The 13,968-nt window shown below is 57.5% G+C and carries 18 protein-coding genes, 1 tRNA gene and 1 pseudogene; 12 read left to right on the top strand and 8 right to left on the bottom strand.

The window, feature by feature from the left end:
* Nucleotides 1–2: 2 nt before the first annotated feature.
* Complete coding sequence (locus ACZ1HE_RS08085) at nucleotides 3–446, bottom strand: DUF302 domain-containing protein (RefSeq protein ID WP_472620312.1); 444 nt, start codon at nucleotides 444–446, stop codon at nucleotides 3–5.
* Nucleotides 447–568: 122 nt separating this feature from the next.
* Here ACZ1HE_RS08085 and hisF point away from each other — a divergent pair.
* From hisF to ACZ1HE_RS08070, 3 genes and pseudogenes are all read left to right on the top strand, one after another.
* Nucleotides 569–1,331, top strand: a pseudogene (hisF, locus tag ACZ1HE_RS08080) (imidazole glycerol phosphate synthase subunit HisF).
* Nucleotides 1,328–1,645: a phosphoribosyl-ATP diphosphatase gene (locus ACZ1HE_RS08075; protein ID WP_472620311.1), complete on the top strand. Its 318-nt coding sequence runs from the start codon at nucleotides 1,328–1,330 to the stop codon at nucleotides 1,643–1,645. Before hisF ends, ACZ1HE_RS08075 begins: the two are co-directional and overlap by 4 nt.
* 73 nt (nucleotides 1,646–1,718) lie before the next feature.
* Nucleotides 1,719–2,285, top strand: coding sequence for a putative periplasmic lipoprotein (locus ACZ1HE_RS08070; RefSeq protein WP_472620310.1), 567 nt, complete (start codon nucleotides 1,719–1,721; stop codon nucleotides 2,283–2,285).
* Between the two features lie 82 nt (nucleotides 2,286–2,367).
* Here the strand turns inward: ACZ1HE_RS08070 and ACZ1HE_RS08065 are convergent, their stop codons facing one another.
* From ACZ1HE_RS08065 to rlmB, 4 genes are all read right to left on the bottom strand, one after another.
* Nucleotides 2,368–2,838: a CoA-binding protein gene (locus ACZ1HE_RS08065; RefSeq protein ID WP_472620309.1), complete on the bottom strand. Its 471-nt coding sequence runs from the start codon at nucleotides 2,836–2,838 to the stop codon at nucleotides 2,368–2,370.
* 307 nt (nucleotides 2,839–3,145) lie between these two features.
* The gene (locus ACZ1HE_RS08060; RefSeq protein ID WP_472620308.1) at nucleotides 3,146–3,601 is read right to left on the bottom strand and encodes a YHS domain-containing (seleno)protein; all 456 of its coding nucleotides are present in this window, start codon (nucleotides 3,599–3,601) and stop codon (nucleotides 3,146–3,148) included.
* A 116-nt stretch (nucleotides 3,602–3,717) separates the two neighbouring features.
* On the bottom strand, nucleotides 3,718–4,047 hold the full coding sequence (locus tag ACZ1HE_RS08055) for a hypothetical protein (RefSeq protein WP_472624403.1): 330 nt from the start codon (nucleotides 4,045–4,047) through the stop codon (nucleotides 3,718–3,720).
* Nucleotides 4,048–4,073: 26 nt separating this feature from the next.
* Nucleotides 4,074–4,847, bottom strand: coding sequence for a 23S rRNA (guanosine(2251)-2'-O)-methyltransferase RlmB (gene rlmB / locus ACZ1HE_RS08050; protein WP_472620307.1), 774 nt, complete (start codon nucleotides 4,845–4,847; stop codon nucleotides 4,074–4,076).
* 132 nt (nucleotides 4,848–4,979) lie between these two features.
* Here rlmB and ACZ1HE_RS08045 point away from each other — a divergent pair.
* Nucleotides 4,980–5,063: transfer RNA gene (locus ACZ1HE_RS08045), tRNA-Tyr, on the top strand.
* A gap of 192 nt (nucleotides 5,064–5,255) precedes the next feature.
* Here ACZ1HE_RS08045 and ACZ1HE_RS08040 read toward each other — a convergent pair.
* Together ACZ1HE_RS08040 and ACZ1HE_RS08035 are read right to left on the bottom strand one after the other, a co-directional pair.
* The gene (locus ACZ1HE_RS08040; protein ID WP_472620306.1) at nucleotides 5,256–5,780 is read right to left on the bottom strand and encodes a hypothetical protein; all 525 of its coding nucleotides are present in this window, start codon (nucleotides 5,778–5,780) and stop codon (nucleotides 5,256–5,258) included.
* A 120-nt stretch (nucleotides 5,781–5,900) separates the two neighbouring features.
* Nucleotides 5,901–7,049, bottom strand: coding sequence for an aromatic ring-hydroxylating oxygenase subunit alpha (locus ACZ1HE_RS08035; RefSeq protein WP_472620305.1), 1,149 nt, complete (start codon nucleotides 7,047–7,049; stop codon nucleotides 5,901–5,903).
* A gap of 88 nt (nucleotides 7,050–7,137) precedes the next feature.
* Here ACZ1HE_RS08035 and ACZ1HE_RS08030 point away from each other — a divergent pair, with 88 nt between their 5' ends.
* On the top strand, nucleotides 7,138–7,725 hold the full coding sequence (locus ACZ1HE_RS08030) for a TetR/AcrR family transcriptional regulator (protein ID WP_472620304.1): 588 nt from the start codon (nucleotides 7,138–7,140) through the stop codon (nucleotides 7,723–7,725).
* On the opposite strand, the gene ACZ1HE_RS08025 is transcribed toward ACZ1HE_RS08030, so the two are convergent.
* A complete protein-coding gene (locus tag ACZ1HE_RS08025) occupies nucleotides 7,697–8,362 on the bottom strand; it encodes a ceramidase domain-containing protein (protein WP_472620303.1) in 666 nt (221 codons plus the stop codon). The two genes, ACZ1HE_RS08030 and ACZ1HE_RS08025, sit on opposite strands and share 29 nt — an antisense overlap.
* Nucleotides 8,363–8,417: 55 nt before the next feature.
* Between ACZ1HE_RS08025 and ACZ1HE_RS08020 the strand changes: the two genes are divergently transcribed.
* The 7 genes from ACZ1HE_RS08020 to ACZ1HE_RS07990 are packed head-to-tail and all read left to right on the top strand — an operon-like array spanning nucleotide 8,418 to nucleotide 13,968.
* Entirely contained in the window at nucleotides 8,418–9,110 is a 693-nt protein-coding gene (locus tag ACZ1HE_RS08020; RefSeq protein WP_472620302.1) for a metal-dependent hydrolase, read from the top strand.
* A gap of 4 nt (nucleotides 9,111–9,114) precedes the next feature.
* The gene (locus ACZ1HE_RS08015) at nucleotides 9,115–10,086 is read left to right on the top strand and encodes an adenylate/guanylate cyclase domain-containing protein (RefSeq protein WP_472620301.1); all 972 of its coding nucleotides are present in this window, start codon (nucleotides 9,115–9,117) and stop codon (nucleotides 10,084–10,086) included.
* Nucleotides 10,083–11,060, top strand: a complete 978-nt coding sequence (locus tag ACZ1HE_RS08010) for an adenylate/guanylate cyclase domain-containing protein (protein ID WP_472620300.1) — start codon at nucleotides 10,083–10,085, stop codon at nucleotides 11,058–11,060. The genes ACZ1HE_RS08015 and ACZ1HE_RS08010 overlap by 4 nt, the downstream gene beginning before the upstream one ends.
* The gene (locus ACZ1HE_RS08005) at nucleotides 11,057–12,031 is read left to right on the top strand and encodes an adenylate/guanylate cyclase domain-containing protein (RefSeq protein WP_472620299.1); all 975 of its coding nucleotides are present in this window, start codon (nucleotides 11,057–11,059) and stop codon (nucleotides 12,029–12,031) included. Before ACZ1HE_RS08010 ends, ACZ1HE_RS08005 begins: the two co-directional genes overlap by 4 nt.
* On the top strand, nucleotides 12,028–12,264 hold the full coding sequence (locus ACZ1HE_RS08000; RefSeq protein WP_472620298.1) for a hypothetical protein: 237 nt from the start codon (nucleotides 12,028–12,030) through the stop codon (nucleotides 12,262–12,264). Before ACZ1HE_RS08005 ends, ACZ1HE_RS08000 begins: the two co-directional genes overlap by 4 nt.
* A complete protein-coding gene (locus tag ACZ1HE_RS07995) occupies nucleotides 12,257–12,994 on the top strand; it encodes an adenylate/guanylate cyclase domain-containing protein (RefSeq protein WP_472620297.1) in 738 nt (245 codons plus the stop codon). The genes ACZ1HE_RS08000 and ACZ1HE_RS07995 overlap by 8 nt, the downstream gene beginning before the upstream one ends.
* Nucleotides 12,991–13,968 (top strand): adenylate/guanylate cyclase domain-containing protein, encoded by a 978-nt coding sequence (locus tag ACZ1HE_RS07990; protein ID WP_472620296.1) that lies wholly within the window; start codon nucleotides 12,991–12,993, stop codon nucleotides 13,966–13,968. The genes ACZ1HE_RS07995 and ACZ1HE_RS07990 overlap by 4 nt, the downstream gene beginning before the upstream one ends.

Below are 13,968 nucleotides of genomic sequence, written 5' to 3'. Positions count from 1 at the left end.
CGTTACTGCGAGGCGGCCGTGGTCAGCTTTTTCAACGCGCCTTGCATCTTTTCGACCACCGGCGCGTCGCTCACACCGTTCAGATCGCTCATGGTGTGCTTGGGGTCTTCATAGGCTAGCCAGACCTGTCCGTCAGCGTCCTGATAAGCCAGCACCTTGAGTGGCAGGAACAAACCCGCCAACGGGTCCACCTGCATCGCGGGCGTGCCCAGCTTGGGATTACCAAAGACCAGCAGCTGGCTGTCGGCCAGCTCCAGGTCCACCTTCACTGCCCCCGCCGCATGATCCACGCGCGCAAACACCGTTGCGCCAGCCTTGCCAACTACGGCTTCAAGGGCGTCCATCGCACCCTGCACCGTTTTGTCGGTCTTAACCTTGATGATGTCCTGAGCCATAGCTGCCCCACCTGTGATTGCTAGTATTCCTGCCCAAATCAGAGCGCGCATTGTGAAACCTCCTTTGATTGAATTCATGGTTCAGTTTTCACACCTGCAGCGCTTCATCCAATCACGAGTCTGGCATCGGCAGGGGTTTGCCGCTACACGTGCCCCGACCCAGAGGAATGCCTATGCTCAAGACCCGTATCATCCCCTGCCTTGATGTCGCCGACGGCCGTGTGGTCAAAGGTGTGAACTTTGTCGGATTGCGCGATGCAGGCGATCCGGTGGAATCGGCCAAGGCCTATGATGCGGCTTAGCGCAGATGAGCTGTGTTTTCTGGACATTCATGCAACTCACGAAAATCGCGGCACGATGTTTGACGTGGTCCGGCGCACAGCCGAGCAGTGCTATATCCCACTGACTGTGGGCGGTGGCGTACGAACCAAAGAAGACGTGCGTGACCTGCTGTTGGCCGGTGCCGACAAGGTCAGCTTCAACTCGGCCGCCGTCGCAAGGCCGGACGTGGTGGCCGAGGCCGCAGATCAGTTCGGCAGCCAATGCATTGTCGTGGCCATCGACGCCAAAACCGTCAGCCCCGGCAAGTGGGAGATCTTTACCCACGGTGGGCGCCGCGAAACCGGCATCGACGCGGTGGAGTTTGCCAAAACCGTGGTCGCCAAAGGCGCAGGAGAGATCCTGCTGACCTCGATGGACCGCGACGGGACCAAAGCGGGCTTCAACCTGCCGCTAACGCGCGCGATCAGTGACGCGGTGGACGTGCCGGTGATCGCGTCGGGTGGGGTCGGCAACCTTGATCACCTGGTCGAGGGCGTCACCAAGGGCGGTGCAAGCGCCGTGCTTGCCGCGTCGATCTTTCACTTTGGCGACTACACCATTCAAGAGGCCAAGGAACACATGGCCGCTGCTGGCATCCCGATGAGGCTGACATGAGCATTCTGAACGAACTGGCCGACATCATCGAAAGCCGCAAAGGCGCGAACCCTGACAGCAGCTGGACCGCCAAGCTACTGGCCAAAGGCCCCGAGAAATGCGCCGAGAAATTCGGCGAAGAAGCGATCGAGGCGATCATCGCCGCCGCCAAGGACGACCGCGAGAACCTGACATATGAGGCGGCAGATGTGCTCTATCACTTGCTGGTGATGCTGGCCGCTCGCGATATTCCGTTGCAAGACGTGTTAAATGAACTTGCAAGGCGACAAGGAATAAGCGGGATATCGGAAAAGGCCGCCCGGACAGACAAATGATGCCTTTTCAGGCGGTTCCCGATATTGCTAGGGTTCTGTGAAGCCACTTGTTCAAATCCGGGACCAACCTTTCATGAAAATCCTGACGGCCGCCTTGGCCTGTATGACCGTTTTTTTACTCGGTGGATGCGGTGCGCCACAATCGGCTGTCACTCAGAACGAAGTTGCCGAGTTGTCCCAGAAACTGCAGTCTCTCGGTCCTGAAGTTGACCCGGATGAAGCACTTCGAGCGGCGCAGGTTGCGCTTTCTTACTCGCGTCAACTGGCCACTGAATATGGCGTCAGCTCATCGCCCATCGTCCACAATGCCAAAGTCAACGAAGGTTTCGCCGACCGTGGTCTCTGTGTGCACTACGCTGAAGATATGGAGCGACGCCTGAAGCAGGAAAACTTTCGCACATTGCAGGTACACCGAGCGATTGCCTTGCCCAAGACGGTATTCAACATCGATCACAGTACCGCTCTGATCAGCAGACGCGGAGATTCCATGTACGAAGGCGTCATTCTGGACCCTTGGCGCAATGGCGGCGACCTGTTTTGGGCCGCCACACAGGACGATACACGATATAACTGGCGCCCAAGGCTGGAAGTTCTGGCCGAGAAATACCCCGAAAGTTTTCCGACATCCGTTTCTCAGTAAGAGCTTGTAGATCCCCACAAGCAAAGGGATGCGATACTGTTTCAGGCGCGTGTTAAGTGAAATCTCTTCAATTCAAAGGCCATCACAGCTTTGAAGAAATGATACCCGTCGCAAAGCCGCCCATACGCAGTTCTCCAAACAGTCGTTGGTATTCGATTTTTGGACAGCGATTCTGAATCACATCGACGCCACGAGCTTCTGCTGTGGCTGCGGCTTCGGCATGTTCCACTCCGATCTGCATCCAGACGGTCTTGAGATCGGGAAACTGATCCAGCGCCTCATCCACAATGGGCGGCACCGCCTCGGACCGGCGAAAGATTTCGACCATGTCCACAGGCTCTGACACCTCATTCAGCCCTGCGCGCACCGTCTGACCAAACAGAACCTTGCCCGCATGGCCGGGATTGACCGGGATCACGGTGTAGCCCTTGAGCCCCAGATAGCGCGCCACATAATAGCTGGCCCGAACCGGTTTCATGGAAACACCCACCACGGCGATAACCTTGGTGCGTTTCAGAATGGTGGTGAGATGGTCGTCAGAATAGCTGGTCATGACTGCACGCTAACCATGTCGCAAGGAAGAAAAAAGCGCCCATGGAACGATGCCATGGGCGCGAGGTATGGAACGAGGGACAGTGAAATGACCCGCGGCAGTTCCGTTCCGCGGTCACTGTGTCATTTAAGTCTAGGCGAGGATAAAAAAAGAGGTAAGTGACATTTTTTTGATGACTTTCGAAGGATTTTTCAAAAACCGAAGCTAAAGGGGCGTCACACCACCAAATCCAGTATGAAAAACAAAGCTCAAACGCACTTACTTCGCGACCACAGGCTGTATGAATGATTCGATTCTGTCGCTCAATTCAGTTGCGCAAAACCTGTGGCCAATGCTCTTCCGCCAATTCGATGTTTTCCTGCTCGTCCCGTTCCCACAGGTTTTCAACCACCTGGGAATGCACAAGGTAGAGCTTGCCGTCGACAATCTTCCACGCATTTGGGTCTGTGCTTGTGGTGTATCCACGAGACACCGCATAGGCGCAGTAGCCACCGAATTGCGGTGCATAGGCTTTGGGGTTGGCCTCAAAGGCTTCACGGTTCTCGTGGCTGGCAAAGTACCAGACAGCCCCCTTCCACATCACGGCTATGTTGGGGTTCCCCATCACCGGCGTCTCAGCCATGAAATAGGATACCGTGTCATACCCTCCGATCGCCGCACCGTCGTTCGCATAGTATATCTGCAGCTGTTCTGCCCTGGCCACAGGGGCCGCAAGCAGAAGTGCGCATGTCGCGCTGGCCAAGATGTTGCGTCGAAGGAACATGAGAATCCGTTTGATCGTAGGTGTGCCGCCTAAAATGAACGCATGAAACCCATCAGCCAAGCCCCTTTGACGCGGTTGTGATCAAGTCGTGTCACTTGGGTCTCGGGTCCGTGATCTCAATCGAAAATGTCCTCCACCGCATCCCAGGCTTCATCCAGGAACCGCGACATCAAACTCTTTCTTTTCTTGGACTTTTTTTGGGACTTGCGGGCCTTGCATGAATCCCGGTCAGATTGAACGCTTCGGCTCTTGGTCTTTTTGGCCTTGTGGTGAACGGGTTGATGGCTCACCGCCTTTTCCTGTTTGGATTTGCGGAGCATTTTGAGATTATGCAAAGGCGCCCCGCAGGCAGAACAACTAAGCTCGTGGCGGTCTCGACCGCCCAGAACCAATGCTGCCCGCGTACCGCAATAACAACAGGTTGCAATCTTGGTTGGATGTGAAATGGATGCCTCCTGTCGTTGCGAACCGCTCAGCGTGCCCTGGATGCATATAGGGCGATTGCCGCAGCATTTGAGACATTGAGCGAGCCAAAACCACCCGCAGCATCGATTTTCACCAATTGATCCACGGTTTCTTTGGTTTTTTGCCGCAGTCCCGGCCCTTCGGCCCCCAAAACCAAAGCCACCGGTTGATCCTTGCGACCGTCCAGGGCGGCTTCAATGGTCAGCTCCGCTTCGCCATCCAAACCAAGCACCACGTACCCCATTTGTTGCAGTTCCACGATCGTATCCGCCAGATTGCGCATCCGCAGATAAGGCTGCCGCTCCAATGCGCCGCTGGCAGTCTTTGCCAGCGCACCTGTCTCTGGTGCAGAATGATGCCGTGTGCCGATTACCGCACTGGCTCCAAGAACCTCGGCCGAACGCAAAATTGCCCCGACATTATGGGGATCAGTAACCCGATCCAACAATATGACGCGCGGTATCTCTGCCCCGATACAGTTCTCGGCCAGCCCGCCCCAATTCAATGGCTTGACCTCCAACGCCGCACCCTGATGCACCGACCCCTTGTCGATCGGGGCGGTAAACCTGCGTGGGTCAATCACCTCGGGTTCAATACCGCATTCAGTTATGGCCTCGGCCAATTTGTCAGCTGCATTCTTGGTCACGATCAGGCGCAGTTTTTCGCGTTTGGGATTCATCAATGCATCCCGAACGGCATGCAGGCCAAACAACCATACAGTTTCCGAACCAGCCGCTTTGCGGGCCTGTTCCTTTTCTACGACCCACTTTGGTTTCTTCATTTTTTGACGGCCTCGTTTTATCGGCCACAGGGCCTTGATTTCAGTTTCACGCGCCTAGGTGAAATTTTCCTGTTGACGCCCCTTTGGCGCGCTAGTAATCACGCCTCCACAGCAGGCGCAACGCCTGAAAGTGGGCGACAGGCCGCAAGGTGTGGCAGGGGACTGTAACTCCCTCGCGGAGACGCACGCCTGGTTCGATTCCGGGGTCGCCCACCATTCTCTCTCAATAAAATTTGTTTTCAAGGGAATGGTTGTCCGCTTGTCCAAGCGGTGTGTTTTCAAGCATCTCTCAAGTTTGCCTGCAACAGCTCAAGTTCCTGTAATCTGCACTTTGCACAGCTCAAGCAACCAGAATGAAAATGGGCCGCACTCCCTGCCTGACCCGTTCACGTCTTTACGATCGGGTCATCAAAGAACCATTGCTGCCGCCGCGCCGACCACCATGGTACATCCCATTACAAGCCCGGCCTGCACCAGGCGTCTTTGCATCTTGTGCTTGCGCACGGCACGAGCCAACTCTTTTTGGTGTGCTTCAATATCGACTTCGTTCATGGCCTGAGCAGACTGAAAATAATCAAGGAAAGCCACGATGTCGAAGCCACCCCAATTTCGACCTTTGAGATTGTCGACCTTGCTCATGTTATCCGCCAATCGGCTGACGCAAACATTGCGGGCGTTCTCGTCTCTGGCCGGGAAACGACCTTCGGGCGCGCCACTGTGATAAACGTTGAGGCCAAATCCTGAATCCAGAAACATCTGTTTGATTTCTTCGTCCGCACCGCTCAGCGCCTCGACCAGACCGGGATCGCGGAACAGGGCCAACTGTTGGGTGGCCGTATGCGCCATACCAATGTCGTTCAGAAACCCCTGAAACTCTTGCTGCACCTCATCAGGCATGATGGAAAACATATCAAAATCATAAGAATAGGACATGAAACGTGGCTCCAATGAATAAAATCATGGATACTCGTAACCCGATTTTGTGTTTGGAATTGGGCGATTTTTTTCTGATTTCATGAAACCAATTGTCACAATCGATGCGACAAACAGCATTTATCCTGCAATCAATTCCTCAACCATGAGGTTGAACCGGTTCAACGCTCCCTCAAACCGACCGAACAAATGACTGGGGTTACCGCGAGACGCGAAACCTGATTGAATTTCTTCGCCCAGTTCAAAATCTTCAACCAATGTGGCCATTGTTATTTTCTGATTTTGCGCCCAATGGGCCCGTTTATCGACCCCTTCGATTTGATCCCCCGGCACGAGGGTGGCGATCCGCAAGGTGGTTTGATCCTGTGCACGAGGCTGAGCGTGAACCCAGACAACATGATCTTGCTGGACCAGCAATTGCGTGGTGGGCATCAGTGTATAAAGCACGTTGGCATCGGCCCGTATGGACCACTCCGCTTCTGGCTTGGTGGCCAGATCTGGCATAGTACTGCGTGGCAGAACCGAGCGTATGTGTGGCCCAAAGCAACGATACGTTGACAGGTTGTCCGGAAAATAAGGTGCAATGGTTTTGGCGTGGGCAACACGAAAGTGATACGCCTCAAGTCCACCTTCGACCAAGACCTTCCAGTTCGCCTTGATCTCGACTGTGTTTTCCGCAGCAATCCTATGACTGCCCAAGTCCAACCACTTTAGGTCATCGACAACAGGTCCGAGCCAATCATCGATGCTTGGTATTTCGCTCATCTCGGGGTTGGCGATGATCCAGATAAATCCATGTGCCTCGGCCACCGGCAAGCGCCGCAGGCCACGTTCAGCACGGGGAAGATCGGGAAAGCCCTGCTTTTCCTGCGGGACCGCACGCAACTCACCCTGATTTGTCCAGCTCCATCCGTGATAGGGGCAGGTAAAGACACGTTTGCATCCTGCCTCATCCCTTTCCAGCCTGGCCCCCCGGTGGCGGCAAACATTCAAGAATGCGCGCGCCGTGCCATCCGCGTCGCGCACCAGCAACACGTGCAGCCCCATAACGGAACGTGTCAGAAAGCTACCCGCCCCTTCCAACTCGCCAGAATGCGCGGCTACAACCGGCTTGCGCCGGAACAAGGTTGCTTCTTCACGTGCAAATCGTTCCGGGCTGGAATACCGCGAGATAGGGGAGTGGCTGATCGTATCGTCCAGATAGGCCGACTTTTGTTCGGCCAGGCCGATGATTTCTTGGATCAAACCAATCTCTTCGCTGCGTTCCATGTGGCTCCCTCCCTTGACTTACACGAGTTACTTACCGATTGGTAAGTCGTCAAGTGTTTGGTATAGGATCACCCTCAAAGGAGCCCTCATGACGATCAAACCCGACCCTTCCGAAAGATACTTAGACCTTGCAACCAAGCGCTTTTCGGAACTGGGGTATCATGGCGTCTCGCTCGCTTTGGTGGCGAAGGACGCAGGTGTCACGAAACAGGCGGTCTTGCACTATTTTCGCAGCAAGGAACGCCTTTATGCCGAAGTACTCAACCGGCTTGCAGAGCGACTGCTAGCAGAGATCGAGGCCATTGACACCTCCTCGCCCACCCAGCACCTGATTACCTACCTGGAAGGCTATGCCGCCACAGCCATCTCAAGACCCGAAGACGCCCGCCTTGTGGTCCGTGCGCTTCTGGACAGCGACTCTCAGTCACGCAGTTGGCCGCTAAAACCATACCTTGACCGCCTTGCGGATCTGGCAGTGCAAACCCCGCGCTGGCAGATCGCCGGTCGCACCGAGGCCTTGGCAAGCATTTATCAGTTGATCGGTGCGATTCAGTACTTCGCGATTTCCGCTCCAACGCTTTCCGGAATGTATGGTGATGTCATCGTCAACGATCTGCAGCAGGCCCTTTCAAGCGACTTGCAAACCGTCATTCGTGACTTTGCGCAGGTGCGTTAATCCCCAGCATGTGGCGCCGCAGCACTTCGATCATCCAACCCAACATGATCCCGTTCAGAATATGCCACATGAAATGCGTGCCCGCGGGCATCGCGCCACAAAGGGGCTCGTCCAGAGCACGGAACGTGATCGAGGCAACCAGAATCGTGGCCCCGATGGCCAGCCCCCGCGCCGTCTCAGGCGCGCGTCCCCGCAGGGCAATTGCATAAAGGTATATCAGCAGCGGCACCGGCGCATAGGCCGCCGAGCCCCCCAAACCCGGCACCATCTGGAACACAGGCAGGGTCGCGGCAGTATAGGGAAAGAACAGCCCCGTCAGGCCCAGCGCAGGCCACGGCCGCAGGTTCCAGACATGGCGATTAACCGCGTAGATATAGATCAAGATATAGCCCAGGATCGGCACCACATCGGCGATGGCTGCCCAGACCTGCGCATGGGTGTGAAACAGATAGCTGCCCACCCCGATGCTTGCCAGAATGACAACCAGCAGCCGCGCAACCGCAATCCCTTGGGTCCGCCGCCACATGATCAAGGCCGCCACAATAAAGGCGACATTTGTCACTGCATTGATCGGTTCGGCCCAATATTCAGATCCCAACCGCTCGCAGTACCCATCGATTTCCTGCAACCAATCCATGGATTTCTATGTAACCGGTGTTAGGCTCATGCCAACTACAATCGGAGATTCATTCATGGACATTATCTGGCTGGGACACGGCAGCTTTCGCATTGAAACCGCAGGACAGGTGCTTTTGATCGACCCCTGGCTGACCGGCAACCCATCGCTCCCCGAGGATAAGCACAACGCGGCCATCGCAGGCGCCACCCACATCCTGCTGACCCATGTGCATTTCGACCACGTCGTCGACGTCTTGCCACTGGCCAAGAAACTGGGTGTGCCAGTCGTCGGCCAATACGACTTGATGGGCCATTGGGGAGAGACCGAGGGCATCGAAACCGTGGGCTTCAACAAGGGCGGCACGGTGGACCTGAACGGGGTCAAAGTGTCGATGGTCCCGGCCTCGCATTCTTCGACCTTTAATACACCCGAAGGCATCCGCACGGGCGGCACCGAGGTCGGCTTCATGATCGCCTCCGAGGGCAAGATGCTCTACGTCTCGGGCGACACCGACATCATGGCCGACATGGACTGGATGGGGGATTACTACAAACCTGACATCGGCATCCTGTCAGCGGGCGGCCATTTCACCATGGACATGAAAGGCGCGGCCTATGCCGCCAAGCGGTATTTCAACTTCAAGACCGTGATCCCCTGCCACTATGGCACCTTCCCGATCCTGGAACAAAACGCCGACGACCTGCGCGCAGGGCTCCCCGGTGCCGACGTGATCGAACCGCAGGTGATGCAGGCCATCACGCTATGATGTCATGAGCGACATCACCCCCTCGCCCGAGCTTGGAGCCATCGTTCGCCGCTGGCTCCGATCCTATGCGGCGGGGGACAAAGAGGCGGTGCTCAACCTCTTCTCCCAAGACAGCGCTTTGGGGTACATCGGCTCCTCCCATGGCGAGATCTGGCGCGACGATACCCTGCGCCGGGGCATGGGCGGCTATATGGAGGACATCCCGAACTTTTCATGGGACAAGGACGATTTCCGGGGGTTCGAATGCGGCAAGCTGGGCTGGGTCGAATGGTTCGGCGAGCGTGTCTCGTTGGAAAACGGCAAGGAAATCACCTTTCGCTCGACCTTTGTGCTGCATCTGGAAAAGGGCGTCTGGCGCATCGTTCATGTCCACAACTCCAACCCTGTCTCGAACATGGACGCTTTGGGTTATCAATCCCGCGGGTTCGAAGACCTGCTAGAGGCCGCATTGTCCGCCCCGGTCGAACTGGCACAGACGGGTATGGCGACAATCATGTTCACCGACATCGCCGGCAGCTCGGCCTTGGCTGAAGCCCTGGGCGACGCCCGTTGGTCCGCCGCTGTGCAGGCGCATATGAAACAGGTTGGCGGCATCCTCTCAGATCACGGCGGCACGCTTGTCAAAACGCTGGGCGACGGCACCATGTCAGCCTTCCCTTCGGCCACCGCTGCATTGTCAGCCGCTTCCGAACTCCAACAGACCATCACAAACAGCACCGCCGAACCGCGCCTGCAAATCCGCATCGGGTTGCACACCGGCGATCTGGTGGAACAGAACGGCGACATGTTCGGCACCGTGGTGAACAAAGCCGCCCGCGTGGCGTCGATTGCAGCGCCGGGCGTCATCTGCCTGTCGGACGCCACCCACATCATGATCGGCGGCGCGCGACAATTCCGCTTCTCGGGACCGACCCAGGTCCGCCTGAAAGGGCTTGAAGGTCAACACACAACCTATCGGCTGGAGTGGCAGACATGAGCGACGTCCGGCCCTCGCCCGAAATCCTGGCCATCGCGCGGCGCTGGATCGAAGCGGTCCCGAACCGGAAACCAAATGACCTGCGCAACCTGATGACCAAAGAGGACCATCTGCTGTTTTTGGGAACAGCAGAAGACGAAATCTGGTCAGGCAAACCTGTCCGAGATGGGGTTGGTGATTTTTTTGGGGCACTCTCGGATTTCATCAAATGTGAAGAGCAATTCGGCGAAGCCTATGAAAACGGCGAAACCGGTTGGGCCTGCTTCACACATGTCGTCGCATTCTCTTCCCGCCCCGGTCGATCATTTCTAGTACGCAACACGCTGGTCCTTACACTTGAAGACGGGGCTTGGAAAATCGTCCACCGCCATGGCTCCCTGCCCACGCCGAACGAGGTTCACACCGGCGTCGAGCAACCCGCCATCGCCGATCTGGTTAACGCAGCAAAGGACGGGATCACGCTGGATCAGACCGAAGGCCTCGCCTCTATCATGTTCACCGATATCGTCGGCTCATCGGCTCTGGCGTCGGCCCTTGGCGATCGCACCTGGTCGCCCATAATCTCGGCCCATTTCGATACGATCCGCGACATCGTCGGAAAGAATGACGGCCAGTTTGTCAAATCCTTAGGCGATGGCACCATGTCGTCCTTCCCCTCCGCCCGCGCCTGTCTGAGCGCCGCAACACAGATACAATCCACTCTGGCAAACGAAGACAGCGAACCGCACCTAACCGTCCGCATCGGCATCCACACCGGCGAGGTGATGCAGGCCCATGACGACTTTTTCGGCACAGTTGTGAACAAGGCGGCACGGATCGCTGCCAAGGCACAGGCCCAAGAAATCCGAGTGTCAGACACGACGCGGCTGCTTACCGGAAGCACCCGAGGGTTCGTCTTTTCCGGCTCAAAGGACTTTGACCTCAAAGGGTTCGAGGGGCGACACACCACCTATCTGTTGGAGTGGCAGACATGACCGATCCCTTCACCCCCTCTCCCGAACTGGCGGCCATCGTCAAACGCTGGCTCCACGCTTATGCAGCGCGCCAATCCGAGCCCGTGATCAACCTGTTTTCACGATCCGCGGCGATCACCTATGTCGGCTCGGATGACGGCGAACTGCTGACCGAGCCCGATTTTCACAAGACCTTTGCCGTCTTCTGTGACGATCAGGCTGTTCTGGTCCCCGAAAACCTCGAAGTCTCTGCTTACGAGGCCGGATCGTTCGGCTGGGCGCTCGCGACGATGACCATCATCGCCCCCGACGCCGACAAAAGCGTCTCCTTCCGTTGCTCCTTTGTCCTTGCGCTGGAAAACGCCGTCTGGCGCATCGTGCACATCCACAATTCCAACCCCAAGCCCAACATGGAGGCGATGGGTTACACCTCGCGCAGCATCGAGGAGCTGACCGCCTCGCTGCAGTCCGAGACACTGGAGTTGGGCCATACAGGCATCGCATCCGTGATGTTCACCGACATCGTCGACAGTACCGCGCTGGCCGCCGCAACCGGCGACGCGGCCTGGAGCAGCATCGTCAAGACCCACATGGCCGAGATCGGCGAGGCGGTCGCAGCACATGGCGGCACCTTGGTCAAATCGCTTGGCGACGGAACCCTGTCATCCTTTTCTTCGGCCTCTGCCGCCCTAAGCGCCGCCACGCGCATTCAGCAATCGATGCAAGACCAAAAGCAGGAACCACACCTCCGGGTGCGGATCGGCATTCACACCGGCGACGTCGTGGAACGCGACGGCGACTACATCGGCACGGTGGTAAACACCGCCGCACGTGTGGCCGCAGCCGCCGCCCCCGAAGAAATCCGCGTCTCGGACCCCACCCGTGCCATGGTCGGCGGCAGCGCCGATTTCACCTTTGCAGACCCGATATCCGTCTCGCTAAAGGGCCTTACAGGCGAACACCTGATCCACCGGCTGGACTGGCGCAGATGATGTCCCCCTCGCCCGAACTTGCCGCGATCACAAGGCGCATCATGGCTGCAATGCTCAGCGGTCAGGGGCAAACGGTCGCCAATTTTCTGGCGACCGAAGACCCGCTGCTGTTCTGCGGAAGTGCGGTGAACGAGATCTGGCAAGGGCAGACTTTGCGCGACATGTACGCGGCACACGTTGACGAATTTCCCCTGAGTCAGATCGCCAACGAAGAAGTGCACGCCTTTGCTTAGCCCCGACACCGGTTGGTCGCTCTGGACTGGGGACGTGACACCCGCGACGCAAGACCATCAAATCCCCTGTCGGCTTACTTTTGTCTTCACGCTCGAGAATGGGATTTGGCGCGTCCAGCACATCCACAACTCGGTCCCGATTTCGAATCTGGATGTGTTGGGCTACGAACACAAAGCCTTTGATCAACTCATGGCGGCCGCCAAAAGCGGGTTTCGACTGGATCAGACCGAAGGACTGGCGACAGTCATGTTCTCGGACATCGAAAATTCATCCGGGTTGGCGCAGATGATGGGGGACCGGGCCTGGGCCACGCGGGTAGCGGATCATCTGGACATGGTGGCCGGGATTGTCGGCGAACACGGCGGCCAGCTGGTCAAATCTCTGGGCGATGGCAGCATGGCCTCCTTCCCTTCGGCCCGCGCCGCCCTGCGCGCCGCGCGTGACATCCAACGTGCCAATTCAGGGGATACGGCGGAACCAGCGCTGACCCTGCGCATCGGGCTTCACACCGGCGATGTGATCCAGACCGAAGACGACTTTTTCGGCACTGTTGTCAACAAATCCGCCCGCATCGCAACGATGGCCCCTCCCGGCACGATCTCGGTTTCGGATGTGAGCCGGGCCATGATCGGGCGTGACGGCAACTTTGTATTCAAGAACAGATCGACCGTGTCGCTGAAAGGCATCGAAGGGACTCATGTCCTGTTGGAACTGGAGTGGCAGACATGATCCGACCCTCGCCCGAAATCGCCGCCGTCATCCGCCGTTGGAACGCCGCCGTCCACGGCAAGGACGGCGCAACCTTGGAAAACATGCTCTCACGCTCAGAGCACCTGCGCTATCAAGGCTCGGCAGAAGGCGAAAGCTGGGCCGGGCAAATCTTTCGCCAGGGTTTTGCCGACCACGTCCACGAAATCCCGGACTACGACTGGAAGGAACACAGCCTTGAGGCCTTTGAATGCGGCGACATGGCCTGGGCGCACTGCCTGGCAACCCTGACTTTCCCCCAAAATGACAAGGACGTCCTTCATCGGTTCACGTTTGTGTTGCATCTTGAAGAGGGCAATTGGCGCCTCATACAGCTGCATGTCTCGAACCCGATGTCGAACCGGGAAAAGATGGGCGCTGACCATCACGCGCTGGACGACCTGATCGAAGCCGCCCGCGCCGACAACCCGATGCAGGGCCAAAGCGGCGTTGCCACGGTCATGTTCACCGACATCGTCGGCTCGTCCATCATTGCGCAAGCCGTGGGTGACGCATTGTGGAGCCGCACGGTCAACGACCACATCGCCAGCGTCAGGACCTGCGTCGAGGCCAACGGCGGCCGCATGATCAAATCTCTGGGCGATGGCACCATGTGCACCTTTACCTCGGCCCGCGCCGCCCTGACCTGTGCACAACAGCTGCAGCGCGATCTGAAAGATGTGTTCTCCGAACCCCGCATCCAGATCCGCATCGGCCTGCACACGGGCGAGGTCATCGACACCGGGGATGATTTCTTTGGCACCGTCGTGAACAAGGCCGCCCGCATCGCCTCTCTGGCTGGTCCGGACGACATCCGTGTCTCTGACGCCACACAATTGATGATCGGAACCGACCCTGAATTTTCGTTTTCAGACCAGACAACCAGCCCCCTTCGAGGGCTAGATGGAACTCACACAACGCATCTTTTGACCTGGCGCGACGCGCCTGCGGACTGA

It is taken from the genome of Falsiruegeria sp. JB4-1 (assembly GCF_055693495.1).
Note: the sequence above shows the minus strand (reverse complement) of the source record. Positions and strands in the feature narration are given on the sequence as shown.

Excerpts from the sequence above, each read along its gene's own strand:
- ACZ1HE_RS08085 (WP_472620312.1), bottom strand. The coding sequence starts at position 446 with ATGCGCGCTCTGATTTGGGCAGGAATACTAGCAATCACAGGTGGGGCA.
- ACZ1HE_RS08075 (WP_472620311.1), top strand. The coding sequence starts at position 1,328 with ATGAGCATTCTGAACGAACTGGCCGACATCATCGAAAGCCGCAAAGGC.
- ACZ1HE_RS08070 (WP_472620310.1), top strand. The coding sequence starts at position 1,719 with ATGAAAATCCTGACGGCCGCCTTGGCCTGTATGACCGTTTTTTTACTC.
- ACZ1HE_RS08065 (WP_472620309.1), bottom strand. The coding sequence starts at position 2,838 with ATGACCAGCTATTCTGACGACCATCTCACCACCATTCTGAAACGCACC.
- ACZ1HE_RS08060 (WP_472620308.1), bottom strand. The coding sequence starts at position 3,601 with ATGTTCCTTCGACGCAACATCTTGGCCAGCGCGACATGCGCACTTCTG.
- rlmB (WP_472620307.1), bottom strand. The coding sequence starts at position 4,847 with ATGAAGAAACCAAAGTGGGTCGTAGAAAAGGAACAGGCCCGCAAAGCG.
- ACZ1HE_RS08040 (WP_472620306.1), bottom strand. The coding sequence starts at position 5,780 with ATGTCCTATTCTTATGATTTTGATATGTTTTCCATCATGCCTGATGAG.
- ACZ1HE_RS08035 (WP_472620305.1), bottom strand. The coding sequence starts at position 7,049 with ATGGAACGCAGCGAAGAGATTGGTTTGATCCAAGAAATCATCGGCCTG.
- ACZ1HE_RS08030 (WP_472620304.1), top strand. The coding sequence starts at position 7,138 with ATGACGATCAAACCCGACCCTTCCGAAAGATACTTAGACCTTGCAACC.
- ACZ1HE_RS08025 (WP_472620303.1), bottom strand. The coding sequence starts at position 8,362 with ATGGATTGGTTGCAGGAAATCGATGGGTACTGCGAGCGGTTGGGATCT.
- ACZ1HE_RS08020 (WP_472620302.1), top strand. The coding sequence starts at position 8,418 with ATGGACATTATCTGGCTGGGACACGGCAGCTTTCGCATTGAAACCGCA.
- ACZ1HE_RS08015 (WP_472620301.1), top strand. The coding sequence starts at position 9,115 with ATGAGCGACATCACCCCCTCGCCCGAGCTTGGAGCCATCGTTCGCCGC.
- ACZ1HE_RS08010 (WP_472620300.1), top strand. The coding sequence starts at position 10,083 with ATGAGCGACGTCCGGCCCTCGCCCGAAATCCTGGCCATCGCGCGGCGC.
- ACZ1HE_RS08005 (WP_472620299.1), top strand. The coding sequence starts at position 11,057 with ATGACCGATCCCTTCACCCCCTCTCCCGAACTGGCGGCCATCGTCAAA.
- ACZ1HE_RS08000 (WP_472620298.1), top strand. The coding sequence starts at position 12,028 with ATGATGTCCCCCTCGCCCGAACTTGCCGCGATCACAAGGCGCATCATG.
- ACZ1HE_RS07990 (WP_472620296.1), top strand. The coding sequence starts at position 12,991 with ATGATCCGACCCTCGCCCGAAATCGCCGCCGTCATCCGCCGTTGGAAC.